Annotated in this window: 24 protein-coding genes; 9 read left to right on the forward strand and 15 right to left on the reverse strand. The window is 28.6% G+C overall.

Annotation, left to right across the window (positions count from 1 at the left end):
- Nucleotides 1-19 precede the first annotated feature (19 nt).
- The 4 genes from KFV12_RS00260 to KFV12_RS00275 all read left to right on the forward strand — a co-directional run bounded on the left by KFV12_RS00260 (nt 20) and on the right by KFV12_RS00275 (nt 7057).
- Entirely contained in the window at nt 20-1021 is a 1002-nt protein-coding gene (locus KFV12_RS00260; RefSeq protein WP_254256970.1) for a hypothetical protein, read from the forward strand.
- A 398-nt stretch (nt 1022-1419) separates the two neighbouring features.
- On the forward strand, nt 1420-2331 hold the full coding sequence (locus KFV12_RS00265; RefSeq protein ID WP_254256971.1) for an abortive infection family protein: 912 nt from the start codon (nt 1420-1422) through the stop codon (nt 2329-2331).
- 40 nt (nt 2332-2371) lie between these two features.
- Nucleotides 2372-3229, forward strand: a complete 858-nt coding sequence (locus KFV12_RS00270) for an abortive infection family protein (protein WP_254256972.1) — start codon at nt 2372-2374, stop codon at nt 3227-3229.
- A 93-nt stretch (nt 3230-3322) separates the two neighbouring features.
- Nucleotides 3323-7057 carry a restriction endonuclease subunit S gene (locus tag KFV12_RS00275; RefSeq protein ID WP_254256973.1) on the forward strand — a complete coding sequence of 1245 codons (3735 nt, stop codon included), beginning with the start codon at nt 3323-3325 and terminating at the stop codon, nt 7055-7057.
- A gap of 539 nt (nt 7058-7596) precedes the next feature.
- On the opposite strand, the gene KFV12_RS00280 is transcribed toward KFV12_RS00275, so the two are convergent.
- From KFV12_RS00280 to KFV12_RS00335, 12 genes are all read right to left on the reverse strand, one after another.
- Complete coding sequence (locus KFV12_RS00280) at nt 7597-7785, reverse strand: hypothetical protein (RefSeq protein WP_254256974.1); 189 nt, start codon at nt 7783-7785, stop codon at nt 7597-7599.
- 3 nt (nt 7786-7788) lie between these two features.
- Nucleotides 7789-8130, reverse strand: coding sequence for a hypothetical protein (locus tag KFV12_RS00285; RefSeq protein ID WP_254256975.1), 342 nt, complete (start codon nt 8128-8130; stop codon nt 7789-7791).
- Nucleotides 8131-8141: 11 nt separating this feature from the next.
- A complete protein-coding gene (locus KFV12_RS00290; protein ID WP_254256976.1) occupies nt 8142-8594 on the reverse strand; it encodes a hypothetical protein in 453 nt (150 codons plus the stop codon).
- 33 nt (nt 8595-8627) lie between these two features.
- Complete coding sequence (locus KFV12_RS00295; protein WP_254256977.1) at nt 8628-9005, reverse strand: hypothetical protein; 378 nt, start codon at nt 9003-9005, stop codon at nt 8628-8630.
- Nucleotides 8998-9537, reverse strand: coding sequence for a hypothetical protein (locus tag KFV12_RS00300; RefSeq protein WP_254256978.1), 540 nt, complete (start codon nt 9535-9537; stop codon nt 8998-9000). The genes KFV12_RS00295 and KFV12_RS00300 overlap by 8 nt, the downstream gene beginning before the upstream one ends.
- Nucleotides 9538-9551: 14 nt before the next feature.
- Entirely contained in the window at nt 9552-9791 is a 240-nt protein-coding gene (locus KFV12_RS00305; RefSeq protein WP_254256979.1) for a hypothetical protein, read from the reverse strand.
- Nucleotides 9766-10248, reverse strand: coding sequence for a hypothetical protein (locus KFV12_RS00310; protein ID WP_254256980.1), 483 nt, complete (start codon nt 10246-10248; stop codon nt 9766-9768). Before KFV12_RS00310 ends, KFV12_RS00305 begins: the two co-directional genes overlap by 26 nt.
- A gap of 5 nt (nt 10249-10253) precedes the next feature.
- Nucleotides 10254-11138, reverse strand: a complete 885-nt coding sequence (locus KFV12_RS00315) for an HTH domain-containing protein (RefSeq protein ID WP_254256981.1) — start codon at nt 11136-11138, stop codon at nt 10254-10256.
- A gap of 178 nt (nt 11139-11316) precedes the next feature.
- A complete protein-coding gene (locus KFV12_RS00320; RefSeq protein WP_133353683.1) occupies nt 11317-11760 on the reverse strand; it encodes a JAB domain-containing protein in 444 nt (147 codons plus the stop codon).
- A 21-nt stretch (nt 11761-11781) separates the two neighbouring features.
- A complete protein-coding gene (locus tag KFV12_RS00325; RefSeq protein ID WP_254256982.1) occupies nt 11782-12285 on the reverse strand; it encodes a DUF1643 domain-containing protein in 504 nt (167 codons plus the stop codon).
- Nucleotides 12286-12303: 18 nt separating this feature from the next.
- On the reverse strand, nt 12304-12630 hold the full coding sequence (locus KFV12_RS00330) for a DUF960 family protein (RefSeq protein WP_188017757.1): 327 nt from the start codon (nt 12628-12630) through the stop codon (nt 12304-12306).
- A gap of 62 nt (nt 12631-12692) precedes the next feature.
- Entirely contained in the window at nt 12693-13052 is a 360-nt protein-coding gene (locus KFV12_RS00335) for an SAUGI family uracil-DNA glycosylase inhibitor (RefSeq protein ID WP_254256983.1), read from the reverse strand.
- Between the two features lie 477 nt (nt 13053-13529).
- On the opposite strand from KFV12_RS00335, the gene KFV12_RS00340 reads away from it, so the two are divergent.
- Nucleotides 13530-13724 (forward strand): hypothetical protein, encoded by a 195-nt coding sequence (locus KFV12_RS00340; protein ID WP_203545933.1) that lies wholly within the window; start codon nt 13530-13532, stop codon nt 13722-13724.
- Between the two features lie 284 nt (nt 13725-14008).
- Here the strand turns inward: KFV12_RS00340 and KFV12_RS13335 are convergent, their stop codons facing one another.
- From KFV12_RS13335 to KFV12_RS00355, 3 genes are read right to left on the reverse strand one after another with little or no spacing between them, the layout of a single operon-like run.
- Nucleotides 14009-14749, reverse strand: coding sequence for an ABC transporter permease (locus KFV12_RS13335; protein ID WP_367304756.1), 741 nt, complete (start codon nt 14747-14749; stop codon nt 14009-14011).
- Nucleotides 14746-15492, reverse strand: coding sequence for a lantibiotic immunity ABC transporter MutE/EpiE family permease subunit (locus KFV12_RS00350; protein WP_254256985.1), 747 nt, complete (start codon nt 15490-15492; stop codon nt 14746-14748). Before KFV12_RS00350 ends, KFV12_RS13335 begins: the two co-directional genes overlap by 4 nt.
- Nucleotides 15485-16186, reverse strand: coding sequence for an ATP-binding cassette domain-containing protein (locus KFV12_RS00355; protein WP_254256986.1), 702 nt, complete (start codon nt 16184-16186; stop codon nt 15485-15487). The genes KFV12_RS00350 and KFV12_RS00355 overlap by 8 nt, the downstream gene beginning before the upstream one ends.
- A gap of 196 nt (nt 16187-16382) precedes the next feature.
- On the opposite strand from KFV12_RS00355, the gene KFV12_RS00360 reads away from it, so the two are divergent.
- The 4 genes from KFV12_RS00360 (at nt 16383) to KFV12_RS00370 (ending at nt 21621) form a co-directional block, all read left to right on the forward strand.
- Nucleotides 16383-16565 (forward strand): gallidermin/nisin family lantibiotic, encoded by a 183-nt coding sequence (locus KFV12_RS00360; RefSeq protein WP_254256987.1) that lies wholly within the window; start codon nt 16383-16385, stop codon nt 16563-16565.
- 27 nt (nt 16566-16592) lie between these two features.
- Nucleotides 16593-16778: a gallidermin family lantibiotic gene (locus KFV12_RS13340; RefSeq protein WP_367304757.1), complete on the forward strand. Its 186-nt coding sequence runs from the start codon at nt 16593-16595 to the stop codon at nt 16776-16778.
- Nucleotides 16779-16841: 63 nt separating this feature from the next.
- Nucleotides 16842-19859 carry a lantibiotic dehydratase gene (locus KFV12_RS00365; RefSeq protein WP_254256988.1) on the forward strand — a complete coding sequence of 1006 codons (3018 nt, stop codon included), beginning with the start codon at nt 16842-16844 and terminating at the stop codon, nt 19857-19859.
- Complete coding sequence (locus KFV12_RS00370; RefSeq protein ID WP_254256989.1) at nt 19852-21621, forward strand: ATP-binding cassette domain-containing protein; 1770 nt, start codon at nt 19852-19854, stop codon at nt 21619-21621. The genes KFV12_RS00365 and KFV12_RS00370 overlap by 8 nt, the downstream gene beginning before the upstream one ends.
- Nucleotides 21622-21625: the final 4 nt, after the last annotated feature.

Genomic DNA, 21625 nt, shown 5'->3' on the forward strand with positions numbered 1-21625 from the left:
TATATTTAGGAGGAAAATTATGAAATATAAAATATTTTGTATTATGGTACTCATACCATTTCTAATAATGTCTATTTCAGGTTGCGGACATGCGATGATTAAAGATGAACCTAAAATTTTAGTAAATGATCTTTTGGATATGGAGCGAGGTTTGTTTAAAAAGTATAGTTTGGCACCTGGATATACAATCTCAGATTTAGAAAGAAATATAGAAAAAAATGGATTAAAAATCAAAGTGAAAAAAGATTTGAAAAAGCAAAGCACATTTATAGTTGGGAAAGATCATTCACTCAAAGTTATGACGGACACTGATTCAATTAAAGTGAACAATGATAATTTGATAATTACTGACATTGAAATAGTTCCTAAGCAAAAGCAATGGACAGAAAAGAGTTTAGAACAAACATTATCTAATCCATTAGGGATCACTGTCAAAAATAACGAAAAAATAGCTTATTACAGTAAGTTTCTCACTATTACATATACTAAAATGAAAAAGCAGTGGATAGCAGAAAAAATTTCTTATCACAAGCCGCAAAAAATAATTATATATTCTAGAGTGGACTATGGTATAGATGTTAATAATCCCCGAGAAGTTGTAAAACATGCTGATTATGTCTTCGCGGCTACTGTGATGGGTAAGAATAAAACACGTTATGAAAATGAAAGTATGAATTTTGATGGTTCAAAATTTGCAGAAGCTTATAGTAGTTATGATATTGCAATTTTATCTAATATAAAAGGAAAACTCCCTTTAAATAAAAGAATGACGATTGAAAAAATGGGTGGAATCAGAAAAGATCACTCTGCATATGATATTCCTGAGGGAGATATAATTCCAAAGAAAAATAAGAGCTATATTTTCATAGCTTATCGACAACCGGATGATAAATTGTTAGTATCTGGAGCGAATTCTACCATAGCTTTAGAAGAAAAATATAATGGTAGAATACTAAAAAATCTAAACCAATCTAAGATTTACACAAAGTACAAAAAATTAATTAATGTAGAAAATAGTTAGATTAAAATTGACTGGAAATGAAACTAAGAAGATGATTACAGATTATCGAAAGAAACAATTCATCTAATGGTAAAAGTGAGAAGAATGACTAGACTTGTTGACTCTCCAATAGTTAATTTAGATCTTTGATGAGAATAAAGAACATGAAAAGATTATAATATCTTATGTAAAGAGCAAACTGTATTTACGTTTAATCAAAAAACCGCACTCTTAACCGATACGCTGAAAGTTATCATAAATGATGCGGTTTTATTTCTTGATTAATTACTAATACTTTCAAAGAAGTTATATGGTCTTAGCTACTATTGAAAAAATTTTGATAATATATTGACTGAAATTTTTTAGATGGAGTTTAGAGAGTATTTATAAATGATAAGTATATTTTAAAGGAGAATATTATGAAAGTTTCGGAAACATCTGTTAGAGATATATTAGATATTATTGAAATATCTAAAAGTGATGAGACATTTGATTATACTGGAAGATTAGATGAAGTGAATTTCTTGTCTCGTATATTTAACTTGAAAGAAATAAAGTCAAATGATTGTCGATATAACAATATGTATGATGATATAATCCAACACACCATTAGAAATAATGATTGGGAAGATAATTGGATTTTTTATGATGAAAGATTAAGCATAAGAGGAAAAAACTTCATTAAGTTTATAGAAGAAATCTTTCATCCTGCAGTAAGAATAGAGAATCAAAGTTGGCGATTATATATTAATAAAATTAATAATGTTTTAAAATATGATAAATTGAAGCTTGGAATATCATCAGATTTGATTGATGGAAGAGAGAAATATAAATTCACACGCTTATCTTCTGATACTTTGGTACAAACCTATTTATTGGAATTAAGAAATCAGTTTAGTTCTAAATATATAGATTCGCAAGTAAATATCATGTTAGCATGTATTGATTCTAATCCTAATGTTGCGATAGGAAAAGCGAAAGAACTGATTGAATCATGTTCTAAAACCATTTTATTAGAAATCAATGGTGAATATGATAAAACAGCTGATTTGCCTACTCTTACTAAACAGGCGATGAAAGCTATAGGATTATCAGCAAAGGAACAAGATAAATCAAATAATGCAGGTATGATTTCTGCGAAAATATTAGGAAGTTTGAATTCCATTCCGCATGGAATGGCAGAGTTACGTAATGAATTTGGCGATGGTCATGGTAAGGAGAGTACATTTATATCATTGCCCCCAAGATATGCAAGGTTAGCTGTAGGTACAGCTACAACTTTAGTAAATTTCATGTGGGATACTTTTCAAGATAAAAAATTAAATCTTTAAGCATATTGCTATGTAATCAGTATTTCAAGGAGGAGAAAAAATGAAAAAAATAATTATAAATGATGAAGTAATTGCGGCATTATCCCTAGCAGTAGATGATAAAGGATCAAACTCTACAAGAAGAGATCCCTCTCACTCCCAAATTGAAAGTTTAATTAACCGTTTTGGATTAGAAGATTTTGATCCATCAAATGGTGATAAACCAGTAGGAAAAAGAAAAAGGATATATGGTTTATTGTCTAGTACACTCGAATCACCTAGCGAAGAATTAGGGGAACAGTTTGCATTTTCTTTAATTGACATGATAAGAGGATTAGGTGGTTTTAGGAAGGAATCTTTAAACTATATAGGAGAGGAAGCTGTAGCAAATTTAAAAGAATCTCTTAAAAATACAGGTTATACTTTGAGTCTAAATGGGGTTATTCTTGAGCCATTGCTGGATAATATGAATGAACTAGAGAAAGAAGAAGTGCTTATGGGTTATGTGAATCGAGCTAAGAAAGGACATCAAGATGCAGCATTAGTTGTAGGAACTAGCAAAGATTTACTAGAAGCAACTGCTCTTCATATTCTCACGAAAGTGTATCATTATGATAAAGATACTTATATTAATTTCCCTACTTTATTAGGACAAGCTTTTTTAGCGGTAGATTTATGCTCTAATAATAATGAAATTAATGGTGATGATCAATCAATAAATGCTAGGAAAGAAGTGGAATATTCTCTTTATAAGCTTGGATGTTCAATAAATAAATATAGAAATAAGGTAGGAATAGGTCATGGTAGGCCGTTTGTACCTGAAATATCAGAAGAATATTCGAAAGTTGCTATTGAATCAATGGGGATGATTGCAGAGTTGTTATTATCAAAATTAAAAAATACTGAAAATAAATATTAAGTGGTACTTTCAATTTTATTTTTGTTATTACTAACTATATATTCTATGTCATAATTACGGTAAAATAAACACATGGCATTGGAGGAAGAGGATATGAATGGCAAAATAAATGAACAATTATTACAAGATTTAATTAAGATAGGATTTATATTTTTGGAGGGAGATAGCAATAAACTGATATATAAAGCTTTGTATGATAACAAAGTAATAAATACTTTTATTGTAGACTTTTCAGATAAGCCTAAAGGTTTAATAAATTGGGGGAATATAGAACCTAATGTTAAAAATAGAAGAAGTTCAAACTTGTCAAAAAAAGAATATCTAGGGCAACTTTATTGGGTAATAAAATTAGTAGAGTCTGGATATCCTCCTGAAAAGATAGTAATTGAAGAAAAAGTGCAGCTAGGTCGAAAAGAGGGATTCATTGATATCTTGATTCTAGACTATAACAATGAACCTTTTATGATTTTAGATGCTAAGACAAATGGAATAGAGTTCGATAAGGAATTACATTTATTAAAGAAAGCAAAAGGACAAGTAGCAAGCTATTTCAGTTATAATTCGAAAATAAAATATATAGGTGTAGTAAGTGCAGAATTTTTAGATACTTTTATTAATGATGAGTCATTTATAGTTTCAACAAATAATTGGAATACATATGGAAGTGTCAGTTCGTTTGCTAAAACTTTAGGTACAAATGAAAGTTTAGAAAATGCTTTTAGAATATCGACAACTATTTATCCTTATGATACAAGTTCAGTGGACCTCCGCCCAACAGATTTAGTTGAGTTGACAGAAGCATCTTCTTCTAAGATGTTCCATAAATTTTTGACTATATTAAGAAAATATGGTGTATCTGATAAAACTAATGCGTTTAATAGAGTTTTGAATTTATTTATTGCCAAAATAGTAGATGAATTTAACACACCTGATAAACAGAAATTAAAGTTTCAAGTACATAAGAATGAAACAAACGAACAATTATTGGCTAAGTTGGAAATGTTATACTCTAAAGGGATGAGAGATTTTATACAGGTTAATATTGATAGTGATAGAGAATTAATAAAAATAAGGGACATAATTGAAAATAATATTACAGATATTAGGGATAAAGACAACTTAATCAGATTGATTGAACATACTCAGAGTAAAGCAAGTTCTAATTTCCAATTTAAAGATGTATATGATGACTTAACATTTGAAGAAAATGCTAATCTGCTTAAAGAGTTAGTTTTGTTAATTTCTCCGTTCAAGCTAAAATATCCAAAGAAACAGCAGTTTTTAGGTGATTTTTTCGAAATGATACTATCTAATGGCTTTAAACAAGAAGCTGGCCAATTTTTTACTCCTGTACCGATTGCGAGGTTTATGGTTGATTCACTCCCAATTGATGAAATAATAAATGATAAAGTAAAATTAGGTAATCCAAATCATATTTTACCAAAAATGATTGATTTTGCGTCTGGTAGTGGTCATTTTTTAACTGAATATATGGATGAAGTACAACGAGTTATAAATACGACTGATTTTGATAATATTTCACAATCTACAAGTAGAAAAATTAACTCATATAAAGTTTCACCTTTTGACTGGGCTGAGAATTACGTATATGGTATTGATATTGATTATCGTTTAGTAAAAACTTCAAAAGTAAGTACATTCTTAAATGGTGATGGTAATGCCATCATCCGAAGGGCTAATGGACTAGACAGTTTTTCTTCTGACGATTTTGTTGGTGATTTATTCCAAAATAGTAACAGGCAAACAAACGAAAATTTTGATATATTATTAGCAAATCCTCCATATCATGTAGATGAATTTCGACAACAACTGCCTAATCTAGATAATGATTTCACTTTGTCATCTTATATAACTGAAAATAGTTCAGAAATTGAAGCTATATTTATTGAACGAGCATCTCAGTTACTAGGTACAGGTGGGGTAATGGGAATTATTTTACCCTCCTCAATTTTAGATACATCTTCGAAAATATATACTGAGGCTCGTAAACTTTTACTTAGAGATTTTGAAATTAAGGCAATTGTCAAAAATCCTAAAACTACTTTTATGGCGACGGGAACAGAAACCGTAATAATTTTTGGAGTAAAAAGATCGAAAAAAGATGTAGAAAACTTAAAAAATATTCTAAATCAGCCTGTTGAATCATTAGTTTCAAAAACTATTAATGGAAATCCTAATTTTTTAAAAGACTACGTTCATGAATTATATAATTGTAGTATAGATGATTATTTAGATATGCTAAATGAGCATTATGAAGGTAATAACATTCAGATCGAAGAATATTATTCTACATTTGAAAAATTCAAAAAAAAATTTAAAAGTTTCAACCATTTTGCATTAACGACAGAAAAAGAAAAAATGTTATATTATGCTCTTACAAATAACGAAATAATTGTAGTACAATCTCCAGAAAAAAATAGTAAGGTTGAAGAATTATTATTGGGATATAAATTTTCTGATAGAAGAGGTTATGAAGGTATTCAGCCTCGTGTCAAAAATTATAGTATAGAAGAATTATCGTTGCTATATGGAAAAAATGGTATATTTATAAGTGATATAATTAGAGGGATGTTTTTAAATAAAGAAGTACGCCCAGAAGAAATTGTAGAACCTTTCTATTCGAAACTAAAGCTCAATAAAAATATTCATTTTAATTCGAATGATGCAAATTTTAAAATTCGATTATCATATGAGGGAAAGCAAGTCGTAGGATATGAAGGTGATGAAACATTACCATTAAGAAAACTAGTAAATTTTTCTAATGGAACTTCTATAACACAAAGAGAACTAGAAGTTGGTGATATACCTGTAATTGCTGGTGGAAGAAGTCCAGCATATTTTACAAATGAACATAATCGAGATGGGAATGTCATTACAATATCTCAAAGTGGAGCGTATGCAGGATATGCGGCCTACCATGAAACACCTATCTTTGCTTCAGATTGTTTTACTATGGAAGCAAAAGAAGATTCGCCATATACTACTAAGCAAATATATCTATTATTAAAACAAAAACAGGATGATATATATAAATTTGCATCTGGATCCATACAAAAGCATGTGTATTCAACAGATTTAGAATCATTTAGAATTCCCGTCCCAAGTAAAAAAGAAGAATTAAACAAATTTATTAATGAAATATCAGATAAAGCGATTAAAGTAACAGATATAGAAGTCAAGATAGTTGAAATGAAACGTACATTAAGAGAATATATAAATAAATTTGTCGAAGATTATATGCCGAAAAGTATTAAATTAGGTAGTTTACATGAACAAGATATAGTTTCCATAGGTGGTGGGAAAAGAATTCCTAAAGAATTAGATTATTCACCATTTAAAACTAATCATTACTATCCAGGCATAGGGGATTTCGAAGATGAAACAATAAATTTAAATACGTCTAAATATATTAATGATTTTACTTTTGAAAAGATTAAAAAGTATGAATTATTAGATGATGATGTGTATGTATCAGCCGCTGGTACTATTGGAAAAGTAGGCATTAAACCAAAAACTAATCATGATATTACGATTTCATTAACAGAGAATGCTCACAGAATTAGGATAAAAGATTATAGTATAATTCATAAAGAATATTTAATGTATATATTAACAAGTAAAACAATTCAAAAGAATCTCATAGAAGAATCTGTAGGAGTGGGTACCCCTAAGCTAAGTATTAATTCATTAAAAGATATCAGAGTCCCTATTGTGAGTATACGAGAACAAGAAGAGTTTACTAAGCAAATCAATATATACAATTCTGAAATACAAAATTTATATAAACAATTAAAAGAATTGAATTAATAAATATTAATTACTATTTCATCTGTTAGGATTGATTGGACTATTATTGAACTATCATCATCGATGATTAATGCAAGCCTATTTTCATCAACTAGCTTCTGAATTATATCGATAGTATCTAGTAACTGCTTAATAACCGCTTCAGGCTACACACGAGCAGTCTTCTTATCGTCAAAGCGTTCATACGTAATATTCTCTGAATCGTCAGCGTTATAACCAAGGATGAAACGAAATCTATTGCTATCATTAAGGACTTTTAACGCTTTATGCAACTCGTTGATATCTTGTTTTCCGATGTAACAACTGCCATAGTCTCTTAGGTCTTGGTTGATTTTATAATCGATGTAGATAAGATCTTTATTCTATCAGCAAGTATCATAAAGTGCCTCCTGATGATTGATTTTGTTATTATTATTTTATAACGACATACACGTATTGTGTAAAATTATCCATGAAAATTTAGAATATTTACATATAGTTAAAAAACTAAAAAAAAATAAAATACGCTCATCTCTGCAATTAGAGATGAGCGTACTTTATTATTTAACAACTTTATCTTTTTTCTTCCAGCGTGGTGCTAAAAATCCAACGTAAATAGTTACAAACAATAAGAACGACCAGAATAGGATAGATAGGTATGAAATACCATCCAAAGCTAAACCGACTTGTATAACAATGAATACACATAAAAACTGCAATAATAAAATTTTAATAATTTTAGCTGCCATTAATTATTCCCCCAATTGTTTTTCATAACGATCATCTAAACGTTGTTGAAGTTCATTTAATTCTTTGTTACTCATTCCGTCTTGTCCTGTTAGTAGGCTCATTGTCATGCTACCATACATCATTGGAATCCATATCAATATCATCATCACAAATGTAAGTGCAAGTACTGGAATCGTGTCTAGTCGTTTTAATCCTTCAACAAACTTACCGAATAATCCTGACGCATTATTCTTTAAATCTTTATCTTCAGCATATTGTTTTGATTTAGCAACATATACCTTTGCTTTTTCGTCTAACTTAGCTTCTTTAATTTTTTCTTGTATGTTCTTCTTATAATCTGCCATACTAATTCCTCCTAGTAACTTAGTTCTCGATTCGAGATTTTATATTCGTATATTTTATCTTTCAAAAACTTCTTATCTTTGATTTGGAATGTAAGCTCTTCTGGAAAGTCATCAAACTTGTATTCAAATGACCAATGATGATCCATGTCACCACGAACTGCATATTTGTCTACTTCTATTTCTTGTCCGTTAATGTTGAAAAGTTCTAATGGTTTACCACGGTCTAATAATGCAAAGTCTTCATCTGGATCAAAGATAACTTCGTGATCTTTTGGTCGGTAAATATTGACGGTTACATAAATAACGTCTTGGAATCTACTAACACCTAAAAATTGTACTCTATAGTCGTCTATAACAATTGTGTCCTCTTCATGTATATCAATCTTTTTGCTACCACAACTATTTAAAAGGAACGTTATAAAAATTACGAAGATTAAGAAGAATATGAGTTTTAATCTTTTCATGCTACAAAGTTCTTCCTCTCTCCAATAATTAAATTACTGATACTTTTTCCAAATCTTATTATTATAGTCATAATAATATCCTCTGCTCTCTAAAAGAGATTTAGTAGCAGTACCGATATTCGAATCATAATCATCAGATTCTTCATTATGCTTGTGCCATTCCATGAGTTCTTTGTCTGAAAGATCTTCCATTAAAGTTCTCATAGTACCATTACTACCTGTTGTTTCCCAAATCGCTTGTACTAATGCAACTGCTGTCAAACCAGCATATTTTCCAGTTGTCTTTGCAGTTGATAAAGCTTTATTACCTGTAAATTTAGCAGCTTTAAGTGCCGTTTTTCCGGTAATAGTAGCAGCTTTTTTACTATTGTTACCTACAACTTCAGTTAATTTTGAAAACTTTTTATTCATTAGAATACCTCCTTTTGCCTTCCTTTTGAATATTAAAATCAGTAGGATTTTTAGCACATTTGTCAATAATGTCAGATATGTCGTTTTTCAATGGTCCTTTAATTGTTAACATTCTTTTTGTTGTAGAGATGAGTGCTGCAGTTGAGGCTGATAGTCCTATTAAAGGTAATACTAATCCACCAGTTGAGAATGTGGCTAAAGCTAATCCGCCAATTCCAAGTTTCCCTAATTGTTTGAATGGTTTGTTATCAAAAGTTACATTAATACCATTAATTTTTTTGTCTTTCGACTGACCTACTGTAATTACATAATTATGTTTACGATGTTTTAGATAGAAACTAGATATTTCTGCACCATCAAGAAAAACTTTTATAAAAGCACGTTTTGTTGATTTTGAACCTGTGTTGATTACCTCATCTTCTTTAAGCTTTTCTGTATAAGTTGTTAATTTATAGTCTTTTTCTAATGCTAATTTTTTAAGATTTTGTTCTAAGTTATGGACATTTATGTATTCGTAAAATGTAAATTTCATTACTTATTTCTCCTTTATCTATTGATTGTTGTATTCATTAATTTATAATTTCTATCTTCTAATAGATGTTTTACTGTAATCATCTTTGTATAATGATTTTCCGAACCAGAATATTTGTTGTACATTTGAATTAACTGTTCATCTGTAGATTGTGTTAACTTTCGATCGATATTTACTACATCAGGTGATAACTCAAACTCTTTCTTTTTAAAGAACATATTTTTGATATTAAGTATCTGCTTTTTCAGATTCAATCATCTCCTGACATACCATATAGCATTCATCGACATGTCTTTTCCCTAAAGCGTACATAGCACTATAACTAATACCACCAGAAACAACAGCTCCGATAACCGGCACAAATTTAGCTATTTGCTTATCACGAAGTTTTTTGAAGCCCATTGTTTTCAGTACTTTGATTACTAATTCCTTTGTAAGATTCTTTCCAATGAACTGATTTCCCACTGATGTAACGATTACAAGTATCTTTTGTTTTTCCGCAGCATCCAGATCATCAATTTGATCATTGGACAGTCCAAACTTTTTATTAAACTTATCAACGACTTCCATTATCAAGCCGATGTCAGCAGCTACATCAACTCCTGGAACAGGAACGGCAGCAATTGCACCACTAGTTGTAGCACGCTGTTTAACAATACGCATCGCTGCTTTTTTTGCCTTATCCAGATCTTTTTGATTAGTTATTTTCATTAATATCACTCCAAGTCATCTTTATCTATTTGTTGAGTGAAGTAGACTTGATTAAGACATAGAAGATAATCATAGAAATCTTTTGAGTAGGGACTGTTAATCAAACGTATGTATGGACTGTGAACTAAAAGTACTTCGAAAACATTTTTTCGAGTCATATTGAATGAAACAATAATCGTCGCATCTGTTATGGACTCTATAAGACTTACTTCGTAAATATCTTTTAATGTATGCCAAACTTCTTTTGTCATTTCAAATGTTGATATATTGTCCTCATGTTTATCCTGTCTCTTTTCAAGTTGAATAGATTGTATGCTAGAAATTCTGATAGATGTTTCTTCTCTTCCCTGTATGTAAACTAGAAAAAAGTCAGAGTGTTTATAGTAAATTTCTAAAGGTGTAGTGTTTGTTATAACATCTTGGATAGTTACGATGTTGATTATGTTCTTCTGTAAAATAGCGTTTTGAATTTGACTAATGATTTTATAGTCTGATTCTGAATTAATGACTGTAAATTGTTTTAATAAACGTACAAGTTCATTCATATCGTGGTTATAATTTTCGGTGATAATAGTCTTAAGCGTATCGTAAATCTTTTCATGCATAACTGGCGATAGGGAATATAGTTGGGTCAAAATCATTCGTAACGGATAACTGTCTCTGTGAGATAGATGATTAGAAATACTATATGCATTCAATGAATGGTTATAGATGATTTCCTGCCTGTATAAATGTTCATTTGAGTCACTTAGATAAGTCCTGATTTCATCTATATCTCTTTGTACCGTTCTAGGATTTACACCAAATTCATACGCTATTTCTTCTTTGTTTATATATCTATTCTTTATCAATCGGTTATATAGAATTAACAGTCTTTGTGCTCGATTCAACGTCTTAATCACCACCCTCCATCCAATGGTTTAATTATAGAAAATGACATAGACACGATACGTCAAACCTTTATAAAAAATATAAATATTTTACAGATGATAATTGCTGGATCTAATGCTATTTCGTATATAACAAAGCAAAAAAATAAAACGGTTAGACAATATATGTCTAACCGTCTTAAATATGTCCACTTTCTTTAAGTGAGATAAATTCACTATCGGTGAAAATAATATGATCTAGGACAGTAATACCTAACAAATCACCTGCTTGTGTAAGTTGTCTTGTTATATTTATGTCCTCATAGCTAGGTTCTGTATTACCGGAAGGATGGTTATGTCCAAGTATAATATTTGCGGAATTGCTTAGAATAGCTGTTTTAAATACTTCTCTGGGATGTACAACAGATGCATTTAATGAGCCGATAGATACAGTTTGAATGTGGGTGGGTTCATTTTTAGTATTGAGAGCAATCATTATCATCTGTTCACGATCTGAATCACCCGCAAACTTCTTTAGAATGTGATAAGCATCTTCTGGCGATTTGATTTTTCTTTCGGAGTACCACATTACCTTTTCTTTTATCATTTGAAGGGACACAATATTAATTTTCTTTTTTGTCATTATATTTCATTCCTTTATATATTATTTTAGAACCCATTCATGTCTTGCGATGGGATTAAGTGGGTGAATATCTTCTGAATTAGTAGGGTTGATAAGATGTTTGATTTTCTTTTGATGTGGTTTCAACATCTTCATCACTTCTTCTGCTCGAGGGATTACTTTGGGATTCTTACCGTAGGAGCCATAAGCGATAATGATTGTATCTGATTCCTTTGCAGCATCCATGATGTGTATGTCAGTATGTTTGTCGTAGCCATCATCTAAGTATTTCTTGTTATGTGGAGATTTGATATTCGAGTATAGGTTAACCATATGAATTGTCCCGTATCCAAGCTTTGAAAGCTGATTAAGCGTTAGAAATGTAGTGAGATCAAGATATAAGGTTCCCTCATTTGCAGGGAACTTAGTGATAATAGTGCATGTTTTCTGGTTGGTATCCCAGGACTTTGTGAGTAGATATCTATGATTTCCGTCTTCGCTGAATACAGCATTCGTTGTAAGTGTATTTGTTATTTTAGTAAACATAGTTAAGCTCCTTTATTATTAGTATTCATCCGGCAGTAACATTACAAAATATTTAAGGTCTACGGTATCTTCTCGGATAACGTAGACCTTTTGTCTTGTGAAAACTTCATTCGATATGAATTTATAGGTATTAGAATATGGTGGTTGTTCCTGTAGATGCTTAATACAAATGACATTATCTTTATCTGTTTTTCTGATGTGAAAGATACTTAAGTAATCTGGTGTTTCATTATATTTTGCCGCTTCTTCTTCTCTTTTTAGCACGAGCGACCATATGATGTTAATGATACTGCTTGGAATATGTTCATCAATCCCACGTGTGATATACGTCTGATATTTACTCATTACGATCATCTCCAAACTTGCTGATAATTTCATTGATTACAACGATAGTGACTTGTGCAAACTTAACCCACTGTTTCATTTTGAACACTCTCCTTGTTAGTATCGAGAAGATGTAACTCATCGATAAAAATACTTCTACCATCTGTTAGATAGATTAATTTCAACTCTTCCTCTTCGATATAACCCATTGCGATGATCTGTTTGTCATCTTGTACGATAAATGGATAAACATGTTCATCATCTAATGTCATAGAAAAATAGGTGAAGGTATCAACTTCCTTATCTGCACTTAGATCTCCATATAAATCCTTACCATCAAATATTTCACCTAAAGTTGTTTCTACATGTTCGAAATACCAGATATCATTTAGATACTTAAAGCGCCTTTCTACAAACTTACATAGCTGTTCTGATAAACTCATGAATAATTCCTCCCTGTCTATATTCGATGTGTATGGTACATCGGATATATAATATATATTCAAAAGAGAATTAATTACGATTGCTGTATAGTGATATTGGAATGAAGTGGGGGGAGTACATAAATAAAAGAGGATAATTTTGATGAATATAGAGTTGAATTTATTGTCTCAAAAACGATACGGTTTTTTAATAGTTGGACGTTGTGATACGCAAGTGCGTATCATTTTTCCTACTATTTTTTCTACATAATCCAGTTCCCGTTTTCCCGTATTTTTTCGAGTATAAAGTTAAGTGTCATTTAAATTTTCATAATGAAATCGGGCTTATTAATAATATATTCAAAAATATTTACGGGATTACGGGAAATACATAATTTAATATTTTAATAAATAATTAATAGAAATTTTACACTATGAGTTAAATTGAAATTGTATAATCGAATTGTATTCATATTACATTAAGAGGAGAGTGTGGAAATGCAACAAGAATCGTTAATGGAAGAAATCTTCAACTCTAATGTTTTGAGTGAAAAGCAAATTAAGATCAATATGTTTCTGTGTTATAAGGCACTTAAGGAGTCTAAGGATTTCTATGAAGCATTACCAAAGCTTATGGAGTGCAAGGATGCTTTGGTGACTGAGTATTACATTACAAAATCATTGAGTAAGTAAGCTTTCCCGTTTTCCCGTAGTATTTCAGATATAAAACGAATTATTAATTAATTGTATTACGATATTGCTGTAATTAGTAATGTATTTAAAAATATTAACGGGATAACGGGAACAGATCATATCCCTAGATATAGTATGTTATAAGACAAAAATAAAGAGAAAGCGCTGAGTAGCGCTTTCTCTAATTGTTTACCGTCATATACTTCAAAAGAAATTGCTTGATTATTGTTAGATTAATAACTAAAAATAAAGAAAGGATAGTATTATCCTGGAGCTATTTTTCCTTAACCTTTTCTTGAAAAATAGATAACTATATATCTTAAAAAGTAAAATGTGATGAAACTACTCATAATAAAAAAAATCAATATATATCTATTTAAAAAAAGTGTGTTATACATATTCATATGACTGGTTAATAATGTGGTCATTCTTGCTGCCCATGTGAATGGGACAACAATCCAAATCCCATTACCTAAAGCTGTAAGACCAATAATTGCAGTGAATAATGAACTACCAGCAGCAATAAATAGCATAGTAGTGAAACTAAATATAATATTAATGAAAAAGAATATCACAAATGTTGTTAGAAAAGATAACCAACATATTAAAAAGCCTATTCCAAAATGTATCAGTGTATCAACATTGGTATTAGCAAAAGATAAAATTAGAATAGTAATAGAAGCATTTAAAATATACATACACGTAATTATAAAGAAAGAAAAAACAAATTTTAAATTTAAAAGTTTAAAATAATAACCATTAATACTAAATATATTTTTTAAGTTACTAGGATCTTTTTCTATGTCCCAAAATAATGTTAATAAAAAACATATTGTAGCAGGTAATAAGAATGTTAGTATTGAAAAATAATTAAAAAAATAACTGTCACTATTAAAGTTTTGTTTAATAATAAAAGAGTATCCAATTATTAAAACATTAAATATTAGAGGAAAGATTAAGAGAAACTTTTTAAAAAATGATCTCTTAATCTTAAGAAATTCAGATGATAATGAGAAAGCAATCATGTATCTTCACCTCTTCTATTTTTTAATAATATAATGGCAATTAATGATAATATAATAAATATTCCAAAAGATAATATGCATGTTGGAATAACTATTTCAGGCGTGTTTAATACATCTTTTTCTGGCAGTAAAGTTCCATTTGGTCTAGTTTTTACAATGGGAGTTATAGCTCTTAAACCCCAAGACCAAGGTATAAAATACCAAAAATCCGAAGTAATACAGAAAACAGAAATAACCATGCCTATGACATTAAAAATAACTGCAGATAATGGTTTTAAAAGTCTCCCTACTATAAATGAAAAAGGAATTATAAATAAAGTTGTAATCCATAACACTAAAGATGCATAACTGACACTATATATTTGAATATTACTTCCATATAAAATGAATTGAATAATAATAGAAAAAATTGTAATCATAAAGTTTGCAGTTAGTGAATATAAACTTAAGGTGATAATTTTTGAGATCCATATCAATCGAGTATCGAGTAAAAATAGATATTTATCTGTAGAAGCTTTTTTTTCTCTATCTAAGCTTTGAAACACTAAAACACTTAACCCAATAGGTAAAAATAATGTTGGCCACCAGTTATATATTAGAGGTATAAAGTAATTTATGTCTGAATACATTAATGTAGTAAATGGAATGCATAATAGTGATATAAGAAATGGATATAATATTAAAAAGATATGACTAAAAGTTCGTTTTCCTTTTAGGTGTTCTACAGAAATATAATTAAGCATCGTAATTCTTCTCCTCTCGATATAAAATCTCTAAAAAGAAACTTTCTAAATCTTGATTGTTTGGTATAACTCCTTCGTATTTTAAGTCACCTTTATTCAATATGCCTACAAATTGAGTCATATGTTGGATTTCTGAAAGATTGTGACTTGAAACAATAACTGTGATTCCTTTTTTAGGAAACGATTTAATTAGTTCTCTTAATTCTTTAATTCCAATAGGATCTAAACCGTTAGTTGGCTCATCTAAAATTAATAAGTTAGGATTTCTAAGTAGAGCCATAGCAATTCCTAATCTTTGTTTCATTCCTAATGAAAACTGAGATGCCTTTTTATTTTTAGTGTTTTTTAAATTAACTATATCCAAAACTTGTTTAATTCTATCTCTTTCTACATTAAATAATTTAGAAAAAACTAATAAATTTTCTTCTGCAGTTAAGTTTTTATAAATTGCAGGTTCTTCGATTAAAGAGCCTATTGAAATATTCTTTATATTTTCTTCACCGTTATACAAAATCGCACCATCTGATTTCTTAATACTTCCAGTAATCATTTTAAGTATTGTTGATTTCCCTGCACCATTTGGTCCTACTAAACCATAAACTATATTTTTTTTAACATTAATACTTACGTTGTTTACAACAGTATCTTTTCCATAGCGTTTTGTTAATTTATTTGTCTGAAGAATATATTCCATTTTAGTTACACTCCTTTGTATGAAAGCCTATTTGATAGTAAACATTATTACACTTAAAAATAAAGTAATTATAAAGTTTGAAAATTATTTTTTTTGTTTATTTTTTTTTTATAAATAGTTTATAAGAAATTTATAATTGGACATTATTATTAAATTTGTAATCGATTACAAATAATATAAAAGGAGAATTATAATTATGCCAAAGTATGATGATTTTGATTTGAACTTAAAATCTAATGAAGCTACTAACAATGGAACAGACCCTCGAGTTACTAGTCTTGCTGCTTGTACTCCAGGAACTTGTAATAAAGAGTGTCCTAAAACAAACTGGTTATGTTCAAACGTTTGTGTAACTAAAACATGCTGGACTTGTGCCTAAAACTATTTGAGAGAGAGGATTTTTAATATGCCAAAATACGATGATTTTGATTTAAATCTTAAGTCAACTAAAAGTAATGATAGTAATGAACCTAGAATTACAAGCTTAAAATTCTGTACTCCAGGAACGTGCAACAATACTTGTAAAGGTGATTCAACCTTAAAATCCAACTGTTGTGGTGGATCGCTTATTTGTTCTTTAGGTGGATGTTAATTATAATTCAAAAGGCGGATGTGTGAATGCATGTCCGCTTTATCTATAGAGGTGGAGTGTTTAATGGAGTTTTTGAAAAATTACATGATTAGAGTTCCAATACAATCTAAAAATTTATTGAATTTATTAGACGATATAGAAAAAAATCTTTATAAACTTAAAAATAATTCAGTCTTCTGTGAACAATTATTGATAGCTTCCCCATCTTTATATGACACACTAGTAAATAAAAATTTCAATGAATTATCTACAAAAAAGAAGAGGAATTTTATCAACTCAATTGTTAGTTATATAAATAGGGCTGTCACAAGAACAACTCCTTTTGGATTGTTTTCAGCAATCAATGTTTCTAATATAGATGAAAAAAATGATAAATTTAATAATACTTCATTTTATAAAAATGTTAGATTAGATATTGAATTTATTATGAATTTGGTTCATCAAATTGAAAAAAACAATTATAAATTATTAAGGTATAGAAAAAATAATGCCACATATAATATAGGGGACAGAGTATTTTTGCCATATAGTACAAAAAATAAGGATGAAAGAATTAGCATAAACAGAAGTAAACCAGTACAGTTAATATTTGATTTGTTTAAGTCAGAAAAAGAAATCCATTTTAACAAATTATTGGGGGCATTATTAAAAGAATATCCTGATAAAAATCCAAATATAATTGAAAATTATTTATCTCAAATTATAGAAAAGGAATTCTTAATTTCTACATTAAGACCGCCTCTAACAAATACAAATGAATTAAAGTGGTTGATAGAAGAATTAGAAAAAGAAGAGAATTTTAAAGATATCGTAGAAAGTTTAACTAAAATACAAGATAAAATTACAGAATATTGTTTGACTGAAATTGGATTAGGTAGTGAATTATATTTAGAAATTATAAAAAATTTGAGTAAATTAGTAGATAAAAAACCGAAAAGTTATTTACAAGTTGATACATATTTTACAGCAAATGAATCGGTATTAAGTTATTCGGATATAGATGACTTAGAAGCCTTTTTAGATTTTATTATAAGCCTACACTCATCTAACAAGATAAATTATTTAGAGGAATATAAAAATAGGTTTTTAGAAAGATATGGAGAGTATATTGAAGTTCCATTATATGAACTTTTGGATGAATCATTAGGAATAGGTGCACCAAATACATATACTAAGCCTCAAAACAAATATATAAAAAATGATGTTATGAATGACGAAAATATATTAGAGAAAAATTATTTTATTTCTAAATATATAGAAGCCGTAAAAATGAAGAAAGATATTGTAATTGATGATTTTTTCGTATTTTTTAAAAAAGATAAAAAAGAGATAAAATATCCAATTGGGCTTGAGCTAAATTTTAATATTAAAACTTTAAATGGACAAAATCAATACTACTTAGGACCAAATATTGGCTCAAATAAAGCTGGGAAGTCATTTGGGAGATTTTCTTACATTAATGATGATGTAAAGAATGTTATAGCAACAATAGAGAAAGAATATATTAATAGATCGCAAGAAAGTATTTATAATATTTCGTACCTTCCTCAAAATATTAGATCGGCTAATGTAACTAGGGACTATTCTATTTTGGAAAATAGCATATCAATTAATACAAATGCGTTTAGTGTGAAGCAAGAGTTATCTTTAGATGATATATTAATTGGAGTTGAAAGTAATAGATTCTTTATAAGAAATAGAATAACTAATGAAAAAATATCTGTTATGAGTAATAATATGCTAAATCCTAGTATAGCAGATAATGGGATAAGATTGCTACAAGAAATATCATTACAAGATGATTTGTACTGGAGCAACTTTCCTTGGAATAAGTATTATATGAACTTCTCTTATATACCAAAAATAAAGTATAAAAATATTGTGATTGAACCAGAAACTTGGAAGATAAATAAAGTTAATCTTAAATTAAATGGCAATAAACTTACTTTGGCTAACTTTATGAGTGCATTTAAGAACTACAGTGATTTAATGAAAATTCCTAATGAATTCTATTTACAAAGTGCGGATAATAGAATCTTAATAGATTTAAATAATGATGTTTATGATGAAGTTCTATTTAAGAAATTTAAACAGTTAGATGAAATTATTATTTGTGGTAAAGAAGAAAGGGAAAACCTAAAAGTTGGTAATGATAATAAACCGGTAGAAGTAGTTATTCCTTTTATCAATTTCAGTTGTAAAGAAAAAAATAATGATAAATACAATAGGCCTGTAAATAAACTTAATTCTGAAAGCTTGTACCTCCCCTTAGAAGAGTGGATATATTATAAGATTTATACCCCTAAACAAAATGAAGAAGAGTTAATAAAATATTTGGAGTATATTTGTGATAAAAGTAAGGATTATATTGATAAGTATTACTTTATTAGATACTCTGATCCATTACCACACATTAGATTTAGAATTAAATATAAAAATAATAAATTAAATGAGATAATCAAAGAATTTAATAAAATAATGAATAAGTTAATAATTAATAAAACTGTTAAAGACTATTCGATTGAAACATATATACCCGAAAATGAGAGGTATGGTAATAAAAATTTGATGTGTCTAGCTGAAAGCCTATTTCAAATAGATAGTGAAGTAGTTTTTGCTATGTTGAAATCAGATTTAAAGGTTGAAAAGTTGGGGGTTTTATCAGTTTTACATTATTTAAATTCATTTGGAATTTCATATGATAATCAAATAAGACTGTTAAGTAATTCTGTATCTCATAATAAGTATATAGACGAATATCAAAAATTCAAGAATGAATTTCAAGAAGAATTGGATTCTTATAATGATTGGGCCAAGTTTGCTTCAATTTCTTTGGAAAATCGTGATTTAATAGCAACTTTAAATAATAGAAAAAAACCTATAAATAATTTTATTGAAAAGCTGATAAATGATGAAAATATACAAAATAGTGAAGACGATATCATTATGAGTATTATTCACCTTCATTGTAATAGATTTTTAGGTACAAATAGATTGTTGGAGGAAAAGATTTACTTTTATGCGTTGAAAGTGCTACATTCACAGCAATTTAAGCGAAAGATGTTGATGACAATTGAATAAGCAAAGTATAAATCATCTTATAAATGTATTTAAAACGTTAAATCTAATTTATAACGTTAATAAGAAACTTATCATTACAATCTTTATTCTTACAATATTAACGGGTTTATCACCTGCAGTATCAGTAATATTATCACAAGAATTATTAAATAGTATACAGATAAGGAATGAAGGTATAAATGTAACTATAAAAATCTTTATTATCTATATTATATTCTCAATATTATCTGATATATTCTCTAGCATAAAATCCTATGTATCTTCGAAGCTACAAATATTATTAAACTATAAATTGAATTATATGTTAGTTAGTAAATGTAGTAAGTTAGCAGTAGAAGATTTTGAAAATACAGAAACATATGATCAAATTAGCAGACTAGAGAATGATATTTCAACAAAACCTTATCAGACTTTTGAATCAACATTAACTTTTATTTCATCATTTATAACTTTTATCTCTGTTGCTAGTATTCTATTTGTCTGGAAGTCATGGGTAATTGGAGCTGTTGTAGTAGTTCCTGTTATTTCATCGATATATTATCTAAAGATAGGAAAGCAAGAATTTTTGATGAGATATAATCGAAGTAGCAAGGAACGAGAAAGTTGGTACATAGAATATTTAATGACACATGATTTCGCGTTTAAGGAAATTAAGGCTAATAATTTGAAAAATTACTTCATTGATAAATACTGGAGTATTAATAAGGCTTTTATAAAACAAGAAAATGATATAAATAAAAAGAGAGCATACATTTCAATTTTATTTAATATCACACAAGAGATAGTTAGCGCATGTATTATATTATTGGCAGTTACAGAAGCTGTCAAAGGAAAGCTACTAATAGGTAATGTTACATCATATATTAGATCCGTTGGGACAATACAATCATGTACAATGGGTATGATTACTTCTATCTATACTATTTACAATAGTAACATGTATATGGATTTGATGGAAAAATTTTTAGCATTAAAAGAAGAAGATAATGAAGGTATAATAATAGATAGTATAGAAAGCATTTCTTTTCGTAGTGTGTCATATAAGTATGAGGATGAACTGGTATTGAAGAATGTTTCTTTTGATATTAAAAAAGGAGAGAGTATTGCCGTTATTGGCAAAAATGGTTCTGGTAAAAGTACATTATCTAAATTGATTACAGGAATATATGCTAAATATACAGGAGAAATATATATTAATAATATTAATTTTAAGAAGATTAATAAAATTCAGTACAGAAATCATCTATCAGTTTTATTTCAGGATTTTTTGAAATTAGAAATGAGTGCATTTGATAATGTTTCATTGGGTGATAAATATAATCAACACAATATCAAGAAAGTAAATAATGTACTTAGTAATTTAGGAGTCGACTTTTTAAAGGGTGAGAATAAAGAATATGATTTAAATAAACAATTAGGAAATTGGTTCGAGAATGGCCAAGAATTATCAGGAGGTCAGTGGCAAAAAATCGCACTTGCAAGAACACACTACAAAAATAGTGACGTTTATATATTTGATGAACCAAGTTCCGCATTAGATGCTTCATCGGCTAACAATGTATTCGAAGAATTTTACAACGTTTCCAAAAATAAATTGGGTATATTTATTACTCATAAAATTAGTGCTGTTAAAGACTTCAATAAAATAATTGTACTTGATAAGGGGAAAATTGTGGGAATGGAGAAACACTCTGTATTAATGGAAAATTGTTGTTTATACAAAGAGTTGTACTTGGAAGAAACTAAATTTGAGAGGGTGTAGAAAA

This window comes from Macrococcus epidermidis, assembly GCF_024205965.1.
Lineage (GTDB): Bacteria > Bacillota > Bacilli > Staphylococcales > Staphylococcaceae > Macrococcoides > Macrococcoides epidermidis.

Coding starts and splice junctions, on each gene's coding strand:
- KFV12_RS00275 (WP_254256973.1), top strand. CDS start 3,323: ATGAATGGCAAAATAAATGAACAATTATTACAAGATTTAATTAAGATA.
- KFV12_RS00355 (WP_254256986.1), bottom strand. CDS start 16,186: ATGGAATATATTCTTCAGACAAATAAATTAACAAAACGCTATGGAAAA.
- KFV12_RS00290 (WP_254256976.1), bottom strand. CDS start 8,594: ATGAAAAGATTAAAACTCATATTCTTCTTAATCTTCGTAATTTTTATA.
- KFV12_RS00365 (WP_254256988.1), top strand. CDS start 16,842: ATGGAGTTTTTGAAAAATTACATGATTAGAGTTCCAATACAATCTAAA.
- KFV12_RS00270 (WP_254256972.1), top strand. CDS start 2,372: ATGAAAAAAATAATTATAAATGATGAAGTAATTGCGGCATTATCCCTA.
- KFV12_RS00360 (WP_254256987.1), top strand. CDS start 16,383: ATGCCAAAGTATGATGATTTTGATTTGAACTTAAAATCTAATGAAGCT.
- KFV12_RS00340 (WP_203545933.1), top strand. CDS start 13,530: ATGCAACAAGAATCGTTAATGGAAGAAATCTTCAACTCTAATGTTTTG.
- KFV12_RS13335 (WP_367304756.1), bottom strand. CDS start 14,749: ATGATTGCTTTCTCATTATCATCTGAATTTCTTAAGATTAAGAGATCA.
- KFV12_RS00350 (WP_254256985.1), bottom strand. CDS start 15,492: ATGCTTAATTATATTTCTGTAGAACACCTAAAAGGAAAACGAACTTTT.
- KFV12_RS00265 (WP_254256971.1), top strand. CDS start 1,420: ATGAAAGTTTCGGAAACATCTGTTAGAGATATATTAGATATTATTGAA.
- KFV12_RS00325 (WP_254256982.1), bottom strand. CDS start 12,285: ATGTTTACTAAAATAACAAATACACTTACAACGAATGCTGTATTCAGC.
- KFV12_RS00310 (WP_254256980.1), bottom strand. CDS start 10,248: ATGAAAATAACTAATCAAAAAGATCTGGATAAGGCAAAAAAAGCAGCG.
- KFV12_RS00335 (WP_254256983.1), bottom strand. CDS start 13,052: ATGAGTTTATCAGAACAGCTATGTAAGTTTGTAGAAAGGCGCTTTAAG.
- KFV12_RS00330 (WP_188017757.1), bottom strand. CDS start 12,630: ATGAGTAAATATCAGACGTATATCACACGTGGGATTGATGAACATATT.
- KFV12_RS00285 (WP_254256975.1), bottom strand. CDS start 8,130: ATGGCAGATTATAAGAAGAACATACAAGAAAAAATTAAAGAAGCTAAG.
- KFV12_RS00320 (WP_133353683.1), bottom strand. CDS start 11,760: ATGACAAAAAAGAAAATTAATATTGTGTCCCTTCAAATGATAAAAGAA.
- KFV12_RS00280 (WP_254256974.1), bottom strand. CDS start 7,785: ATGGCAGCTAAAATTATTAAAATTTTATTATTGCAGTTTTTATGTGTA.
- KFV12_RS00295 (WP_254256977.1), bottom strand. CDS start 9,005: ATGAATAAAAAGTTTTCAAAATTAACTGAAGTTGTAGGTAACAATAGT.
- KFV12_RS00260 (WP_254256970.1), top strand. CDS start 20: ATGAAATATAAAATATTTTGTATTATGGTACTCATACCATTTCTAATA.
- KFV12_RS00300 (WP_254256978.1), bottom strand. CDS start 9,537: ATGAAATTTACATTTTACGAATACATAAATGTCCATAACTTAGAACAA.
- KFV12_RS13340 (WP_367304757.1), top strand. CDS start 16,593: ATGCCAAAATACGATGATTTTGATTTAAATCTTAAGTCAACTAAAAGT.